Origin of the sequence: Sphingomonas oligophenolica (assembly GCF_006438955.1) — a bacterium.
Taxonomy (GTDB): domain Bacteria; phylum Pseudomonadota; class Alphaproteobacteria; order Sphingomonadales; family Sphingomonadaceae; genus Sphingomonas; species Sphingomonas oligophenolica_A.
Genome location: NZ_RCZK01000017.1, coordinates 19,500 through 27,404, shown reverse-complemented (window position 1 = coordinate 27,404; position 7,905 = coordinate 19,500). Strand labels below are relative to the sequence as shown.

The 7,905-nt window shown below is 60.6% G+C and carries 5 protein-coding genes and 3 pseudogenes; 3 read left to right on the top strand and 5 right to left on the bottom strand.

Annotated elements, in window-relative coordinates; genetic code table 11:
- Positions 1 to 445, bottom strand: a pseudogene (locus EAH84_RS14335) (transposase); the annotation flags it as partial.
- Positions 446 to 530: 85 nt separating this feature from the next.
- Here EAH84_RS14335 and EAH84_RS14330 point away from each other — a divergent pair.
- Together EAH84_RS14330 and EAH84_RS16655 are read left to right on the top strand one after the other, a co-directional pair.
- A pseudogene (locus EAH84_RS14330) lies at positions 531 to 950 on the top strand (integrase core domain-containing protein); the annotation flags it as partial.
- A gap of 220 nt (positions 951 to 1,170) precedes the next feature.
- Positions 1,171 to 1,276, top strand: a pseudogene (locus EAH84_RS16655) (IS481 family transposase); the annotation flags it as partial.
- 139 nt (positions 1,277 to 1,415) lie between these two features.
- Here the strand turns inward: EAH84_RS16655 and EAH84_RS14320 are convergent.
- Complete coding sequence (locus tag EAH84_RS14320; RefSeq protein ID WP_140872677.1) at positions 1,416 to 2,726, bottom strand: hypothetical protein; 1,311 nt, start codon at positions 2,724 to 2,726, stop codon at positions 1,416 to 1,418.
- Between the two features lie 36 nt (positions 2,727 to 2,762).
- Positions 2,763 to 3,899, bottom strand: a complete 1,137-nt coding sequence (locus EAH84_RS14315) for a glycosyltransferase family 4 protein (RefSeq protein WP_140872676.1) — start codon at positions 3,897 to 3,899, stop codon at positions 2,763 to 2,765.
- 96 nt (positions 3,900 to 3,995) lie between these two features.
- On the opposite strand from EAH84_RS14315, the gene EAH84_RS14310 reads away from it, so the two are divergent.
- Positions 3,996 to 5,474, top strand: coding sequence for a right-handed parallel beta-helix repeat-containing protein (locus tag EAH84_RS14310; protein WP_140872675.1), 1,479 nt, complete (start codon positions 3,996 to 3,998; stop codon positions 5,472 to 5,474).
- A 152-nt stretch (positions 5,475 to 5,626) separates the two neighbouring features.
- Here the strand turns inward: EAH84_RS14310 and EAH84_RS14305 are convergent, their stop codons facing one another.
- Together EAH84_RS14305 and EAH84_RS14300 are read right to left on the bottom strand one after the other, a co-directional pair.
- Positions 5,627 to 6,574 (bottom strand): NAD-dependent epimerase/dehydratase family protein, encoded by a 948-nt coding sequence (locus EAH84_RS14305; protein WP_140872674.1) that lies wholly within the window; start codon positions 6,572 to 6,574, stop codon positions 5,627 to 5,629.
- A complete protein-coding gene (locus tag EAH84_RS14300) occupies positions 6,571 to 7,791 on the bottom strand; it encodes a glycosyltransferase family 4 protein (protein ID WP_140872673.1) in 1,221 nt (406 codons plus the stop codon). Before EAH84_RS14300 ends, EAH84_RS14305 begins: the two co-directional genes overlap by 4 nt.
- Positions 7,792 to 7,905 lie beyond the last annotated feature (114 nt).

Here is a 7,905-nt window from a genome sequence, read left to right as displayed (position 1 = left end):
AGATGTAGCTCGTCGATCCGCCGCATGATCGCCAGATCGGCCTCCGATACCGGCCGCGGCAGATAATAGATGCTGCCGCGACTGATCTCGAGCTGCTGTGCCTGACGGGTCAGCGGCAGCGCATGGTTGCGGTCGATCATCGCTTTGCGCTCGGCAACAGACCGGCCTTCCCGAGCGCACCGGCCAAAAAATCGTTCGCCAGTGTCAGTTCGCCGATCTTGGCGTGCAGCACAGTCACGTCGATCGCCGGTTCGCTCGCGGCCGGCTCCGATCCGAATACGTCCGCCGCGCCCTCCAGCAGCCGGGATCGCCACTGGTTGATGAGGTTTGGATGCACGTCATACTGCTGCGCCAACTCGGCCAGCGTCTTCTCACCCTTYACGGCAGCCAGAGCTACCTTGGCCTTAAACGCCGGGCTGTGATTCCGGCGGGGTCGCTTGCTCATCTTGCCTCCTGGGGCGGCCAACATGGCCGCGGTCAGATCGGCAATCCACTTATCCCCGCTGTTCAGATTTCCCGAGCCACCTCTCACGCGCGAGGCGCTGGCGATCGATGTCGATCAGGGCATCAAGGGGGAACAGGTGGTCGCCGCGATGGGAAGGATCACCCTGTCGCGCGGAGCGCCCAGAACCATCCGGGTGGACAATGGGCCGGAGTTTATCTCGAAGGCGCTCGCCCGCTGGTCATACGAGAACGGTGTCACGCTCGACTTCTCCCGGCCGGGCAAGCCGACGGACAATGCGTTCGTGGAATCAGTCAACGGTCGGCTGCGCGACGAATGCCTGAACACGCACTGGTTCCTGTCGCTCGAGGACGCCCGGACCAAGATCGAGTCCTGGCGGCGGGACTACAACGAGAGCCGTCCTCACACATCGCTTGGCTGGCTGACGCCAATCGAATATGCTGCTGCCGCGGCTGCAGCTGCCGCGGCTGCAAAGGCAACCGAATGAACGCCGGAAGCTCGCCTTCGAACTGGAGGAGAAACCGGGGGACCCTCACATCGGTCAGTCTCTGGTTGCCGCTGGATGAAAGACGGGGGTCACGTCAATCGATCCCTCATCTGAAGCGCTCAGCGCTGCATCAATGTCTCAGCGTCATGGTGTCTCCCGTCTGCCAGACATCGAGGGCGATAAGGCTGTGCTGAGCGAAGTCGAAGGGCCGAAGCGCCAGCACTTCGAGCGCTACCCAATCGGTTTCTTCCACGTGGATATCGCCGAGGCTCAGACTGCCATAGGGCAAGCTCTCCATGTTCGTTGGCATCGATCGCACCAGCGAAGCTTGACGTCCCCCAACTGGTCGACAGGGCTGGCCGGCGGACGCGTGCAAGTTCATAGAACACCTGCTGAAAGCCGTGCCCTATCGGATCCACACGAAACACGTAGATCAGACCTCAGTCTGTATTCATTAAATATGCCTCATGTGGAGGGGTGCCATTCGGCGTTGCACGCAGCAGCTATTTTCAAGGGCATCTCGGTTAGTCGAAACCTCCCCGCCGCGGGGCTCGTAGCGCCAGTATCTATGAAATAACCGATGCCATTGTGGCCACCGTTCTTGATTGCAACGAAATTGACATAGGGGCGTAATGGCCCAAGAGCCGTTCCGTCAGTATATATTACCATTTCTTCACCGATGTCATGCGGCCAAACAAGTGTCACGAACATCGTGTCCCCTCGATTGTCTACGTCAAATAATGCCTCACCTTTCTGCGTAGTAATCCGCGCCAGCGCCTCTTCAGCCACAATTGATTGTTCCGCATTGCGCGAGTAGATCAGGAAGTCACGTGACATGCGGGGTTCAACGCGTTCAAACGGGACGCCCGTAGCGCTCAAAAATGCGGCATGGTCGCGTAGTCGCCAATAGTATGTTGGAGCAGAATATGGCTCTTGATGGAGCCCGGTGGCCAGCATTATGCGCGAGGCTGGAAACGCCCGTTCAATCTGACGGACGATACGGTCGTAAAGGGCATAAACCGCGAAAACTGGATCCGTTTCCGAATCGACGTACCAGTCTGGATTTGAGTTCGGCCCATCATAGACTTCAGCATTGAACATGTAATGATGCTGAATATGCGCCGCAGCATTCAGAAACAATGACGAGAAGCCTGGCTTGCTTGACTTTATCACGCGCATGAAGACGTCGACCAGTAACAAGTCTAGAAACATCGCCTTCACCCATTTCGAACCACGAGCCGCTTGCACCGCCAGAGCGACGTAGCGAAAATAATTGATGGGCCGAGCATAGATTACGACACCAGCAAGTAAGTTGAACAATGACTTTCCGTCCAGCTCTCCCTCGGCGTTGTCGTTCACCGCTTTTACTAGGGCGCCATATAGCCGGAGGACCGCCGCCGGCGCGGTTGCCGGCGTGGGGGTCCAAGGATCGGGCACAAAGAAATCGGTCCTGCTACACCGATTGACCGCATTCATCGGGCTCATTGCTGCGACGCCGACGCCCTGCCGCTCAAGCACCTCCCAGATTTGGTTAATGTCCGGGCGATCGACGATGTCGCCAAGACGGAACACCCCATGCTCGGCCAGCGTCATGCCGGTATGCGCACTAACCCACTGGATCCAGGGTTCAAGTTCCTCGTAATGATCCTCGGATTCTGTTTCCTGGATGCCGTGCCGCGCGATCAGCCGCGCGAAAGTCGGTAATTCACCTTTCGCCACATAGGCTTGGATGAAATCGAAATTGACCTCGTTAAGTTCAAGGAGGATGACGGACACGCAGTTTAACTCCAGCGAAAGGGTATGCACTAGCCATTAAGACGCAGCACCGGGCATGGCAATGATCGTGCGCGGATCGCCAGCACTGCCGAGCAGATCAGCGAAAGCGCCGACGATCACGGGCGCAAGGGCGTCAAGCGAATAGTGTTCCGCAACCGCCCGCCGTCCCGCGGCACCCATTGCCGCACGCGCGGACGCATCTTCTGCCAACTGCGCGATCCGATCTGCCCAGTCGTAGACACTTGTCGCTAGCAATCCGACATCGGGGGTCACGATTGCCGCGTTAACTCCGACCGGCGAGGCAATCACGGGACGACCGGCGGCCATGTATTGAATTAGCTTGAAGCCGCATTTGCCGCGTTCCCACGGGCTGTCGACGAGCGGCATCACACCAATGTCTATCCGCGAAAGTAGCGCAGATTCGGTCTTCGCCGACCATTCGTAACGCTCATGTGGCACGGCGAGAGTGGGGAACTCCCCGGCACCAATCGTGAGCAACCTCACCGGCAAGCGGTCACCAATCCGATTGAGCGCCTCTATCACTGGTTTAAGATAAGACGCGTTGCCGGGTGTTCCGATCCACCCTACCCGAATCTCTCCATCGTCAAGCGGCGGCGTCGCCGGGTAGTGCGCGGTATCGACGACGGTCGGCACCGTGAGAATGCGCGTCGCGCCATGCGCGCGAGCATAATCCGCAAGATACGAATTGCCCGCGGTAATCAGCGCCGCACCTGCGAGCAACGGATCGAGCTTGCGTCCAAGCATCGTCCGGACGATCCGAGACTCAGCCAGATCGTAGCTGTGGAAAATTGCGTCGTCGTAATCGACGACATAGGGAATACCGCGCCCATGAAACACCCGCTCGAATACGCCGGGCAGAAAGGGAAAGACCTCTTTCTCAACCCATATCAGGTCATGCCCCCCGCGTGCGACCGCCGCGGCCCGCCTGAGGAAGCCCTTCGCAATCGCTGCGCGCGATCGTTTGCCGGTCGCGAATAAACCCTCGACATAGCGATCGTCGAAGAACGGCTCGACAACAACATGCGCTCCTGCGGCTTCCAGCGCCGCTTTATATTGATAAAATCGTAACCGGCTGCTCGGGCCGGCACCGCCATAGCGCGTGAACAGCGCAATATGGCGCCCGGCGAGCGATATTGCGCGCTTATTATCCATGGCTTGCGACGTTCAATCGAGGTTCACGGGAGACCGTGTCCTAGCAACTGGGAGCCCGTATTGACAGAGGCTGCCTGAACCAAGGAAATCGTGCCCATGAGCCAGTTTAACGCCACGCGGCGTGAAATTGTACGCCTGTTCGGCACCGGCGTCGCGGGCGCAGCGATGCTGCCCTCCTGTTTGGGCAAGTCGCTGGTGGTCGGTGACGTCGCAATGCTCCCCGATTTTCGTCGCTCGGGCGATCGCGATGATACCGATGCGCTTCATCGTGCGATCTCGACGGGGCTACCAATTCACGCCCCAGCGGCTCGGGGGTCCGGAACCGGCGGGCGTTACGTGATCGGCAGCGTGGGTGACGACAATTTACCATCCGGATTCAAGCTCACCGGCGACGGGATCGATCGCACAATCATCGCACGCTCCTATGTCCGGGCGAACTCCTTCATCCTCTACGCCGACAGTGGCTCGGCCGATACGACCCGCAATCTAACCGGAATCGCAATCAGCGACTTGACCTTCGAGGACGAGGTAGTGACGCGGGGATTTAGCGAATTCAGCTATTTGGTCATGCTAAGTGGCGTCACTGGTGCGCAAATCGACCGCGTAGGCTTTCGCGGTTTCCGCGGCGATGGGCTTTACGTCGGGTCATCGACGGTGCAGGCGAACGAGCGACACAATCTTGATGTTGCGGTCCGGGACTGCCACTTCGACGGCGTCGATGCGAACAATCGCAATGGCATATCTATCCTCGATTGCGACGGTCTGCTCATCGAACGATGCCGTTTCGAGAACGTCACACGCGTTGGTGGCAAGGGCGCAGCGGATCCGATGGACTCGGCGACGGGCCCGCCAATGCCCGGTGCGATTGACTTGGAACCCGAGCCGAACGGATTCGCGATCATCCGCAACATCGTCATCCGGGACAACCGCTTTGTGGGCGGCGGAGGCTACGCCGTGGCGGTGACGTTGCAACCGAACGACGCCGTCCACACACCACAGCATGCGATCCGTATCGAAGAGAATATCGTTGAACGGCGGCACGGTGGTTTTTCCGCATCAGGCTACCGCGACTCTGGCGCGGTCACGAGCGACAGGCCCTACGCGATCGATATCCTTTCCAATCAGGTGTCTCAATGCGTCAAGCCGTTCTTGGTACAAGGTATTCGCGGCCTGACAATCGCGCAAAACAGCTTCATTGACTGCGGCGAGATGGCAGAATTGGGCTATCAGGCGACGAACGCTGCGGTATCGGTCCGCAACAACGATTTCGAGCGGGATGGCACTATACAGGGTTATGCGGTGTGGGTGCGATCGGTCGACGGGCTAGACATCACGGGAAACCGGTTCGTCGATTGTGGCTTAACAGATGGCAGATTGGGTATTGCGATCGGCTTCGTCGAGGGAGTGATGCGAAAGATCAACATCGTCGACAACCGCTTCTCCTCCCCTAGCGGCCGCGGGACCGAGGCGGTGACAATCTTTCACGATGCCAAGGTCGATCGAGGCAGTGTGACCGCGCGCGCCAACCGCACCGGACACGGTATCCTCGATAAAGGCCCGACACTGGGTTTATGATCCGCGCGTCGTGGTAGGCTCACGTATCCGGACGTTCTTGCGCCCCTATTCGGCGCTGCCAAGGATTGGGTATGGATGATGTATGGAAAGTGGAGCAAGATCGAGACGGGTGAGGCCAATACCGCGAGTCGATTGAACCGGGCGGGCCACGATCAAAGCTGGGACCGAGCAACCGGATTGGCCAGGAGCCAGTCACGCGTCGATATCAGCGATTGTGTCCAGTCGCTCTTGGGCGCCCAACCGAGGCGGTGACGCGCACGCTCGATGTCGAGAACGCTGACCGGGATGTCGGCGGCTCGTGCTGACCGGAAATTGACGATCGGCGAGCGTCCCACAACCTCCCCGATCGCGGCAATCACTTCGAGCAGCGACCGGCCCTTGCCCGAGCCGATATTGAACAGCCGCGCATCGCCCGTATCGGCGACGCTGCAGACCACCGCTTCGGCGACATCATCGATGTAGATGAAATCGCGAACGACCGAGCCATCGCCCCAGATCTCGATCGGTCTGTCGTCGATCGCGCGCTGCATCGCCTGCGCGATGAACCCCTGTCCGCGCCCGGATACTTGATAGGGTCCAAACGGATTGGCAACCCGCAACACGCGATAATCGAGAGCATGGAGATAGTGGAACAGACCGAGATATTTCTCGACCGCCAGCTTGCCGATCCCATAGGCGGAGATGGGATCGGTCAGCGCGCCCTCGCCGGTCGGGACAGGCGCGTTAGGGCCGTAGACCGTGCCGCCGGACGACAGGAAGACGACGCGACTTACCCCTTCCGCACGGCAAGCCTCAAGCAGGCCGACCGAGGGAATAATGTTGGCGGTGACCTCGTTGACGGGTGCGGCGTTGTGGATGACTGGATTGCTCCCGCCGAGTAGATGAATGACGTGCGTCGCACCGCGCAGCGCGTCGCCAAGCGCTGCGTTGTCGCCGAATTCGGCCTCGATCCAGTCATCGACGCGCGGCGCGGCGGCGAAGCGCGGACGTCTGCCGAACCCGCGAACGCTGGCGCCCGCTGCGGTTAACGCCGCGCAGACGTTCACGCCGATAAAGCCGCCCGCACCCAGGACGACGCAAGTCTTACCGGCAAGCGTCATCTGTCGTCCCCTACCCCACTCGACGCCCGGTCCAGTTCCGTCAGCAACTTTGTACGAAACGCGGCTTGCGAAAACTCTCGGTCGAACACCCTGCGTGCCGCCATGCCCATTCCACTGGCCCGATCGCTCGATTCGACCGCGCGGGCAATCAGTCCCGCGATTCCCTTCGCGCTAGTTTCCTGCGCGATCAGTGAGTCGACATCGTCATTCAACCATGCAGTCGTGCCGACACTGGGCACAAGCATCAAAACCCTCTCTGCGCTCAAGGCGTCGATCGACACCAGCGGGAGCGTGTCGTCTCGCGAACTGACCAGCACCGCGTCGACGCCGCGCAACGCATCGAGATACGCGGTCCGGTCCACCTCACCCATAAATCGGATCGCTCGATAGGGTTCGGCCCTCGCCTTGATCGCGCGCGCGAAGTCCGCATCGAGCACGCGTCCATAGAAATCGATACTGACTTTGCGGCGCAGCACGTCGTCGAGCAACACGACCGCATCGACGACAAAATCCTGGCCCTTGCGCGGCTCAATCGATCCGAAGACCGCGATGCGATAGCGGCCGGGCGCGCGGGGTGACGCGGGGGCGCCGATCGGAGCCATGCCATAGGGAAACACTGCGACATCCGGACGCACTGGTCGCACGATCCGGGCACACATTTCGCTTCCCGCCCAAATGCTCGTCGCCCCCGCAAGCGGCGCTGCAATCGACCCGTCGGCCAGCATCGCCTCGAGCAGCGATATCTCGTGCAGATACCAGGCGGTAACGACATGTGGCGCCCATGCCGCAACGATCGGCGCGGTCACGACCGTGTTGGCGATTGCGATGTCCGCGACCGCCGCCAGCCGGGCCAAATAGCCCTTTCGCACAGTGGGGTAGCAGTCGATAAGAACGTTGATGCCGATAGCCTCGAAATCGTCGCGCATGGGGCCGTCGGCCATCGACACCAGGGTCACGGCATAGCCCGCCGCCTGCAACGTCGTCGCTATCTCGAGCACGACCCAAGGGGCGCCGCTGCGGCTGAGGTCATGCGTGGCGAGCACCGCGACGGGCTGCCCCGATTCATCCCCCCCGATCGCGCGCCTGTCCCACCATCGCAGGATGTCGTAGCCATAGCGGCTCGCCCGGCGAGGAAGCCGCGCCAGCACACGTTCCTGAATGAACTTTCGGATCGGCAAAATGGTCTCCGGCCGTTCCGAAACGACGATGCGCGGCATCGCCACCGGATCGGCTCACGGCGTGCCGCCGGGCCATAGCCGAGCGCCTCTCCTAATCGCAAGCACATGGTCGATGCACGACTTGTCGACCCGCAAGGCTTCCGGTACGGCGCG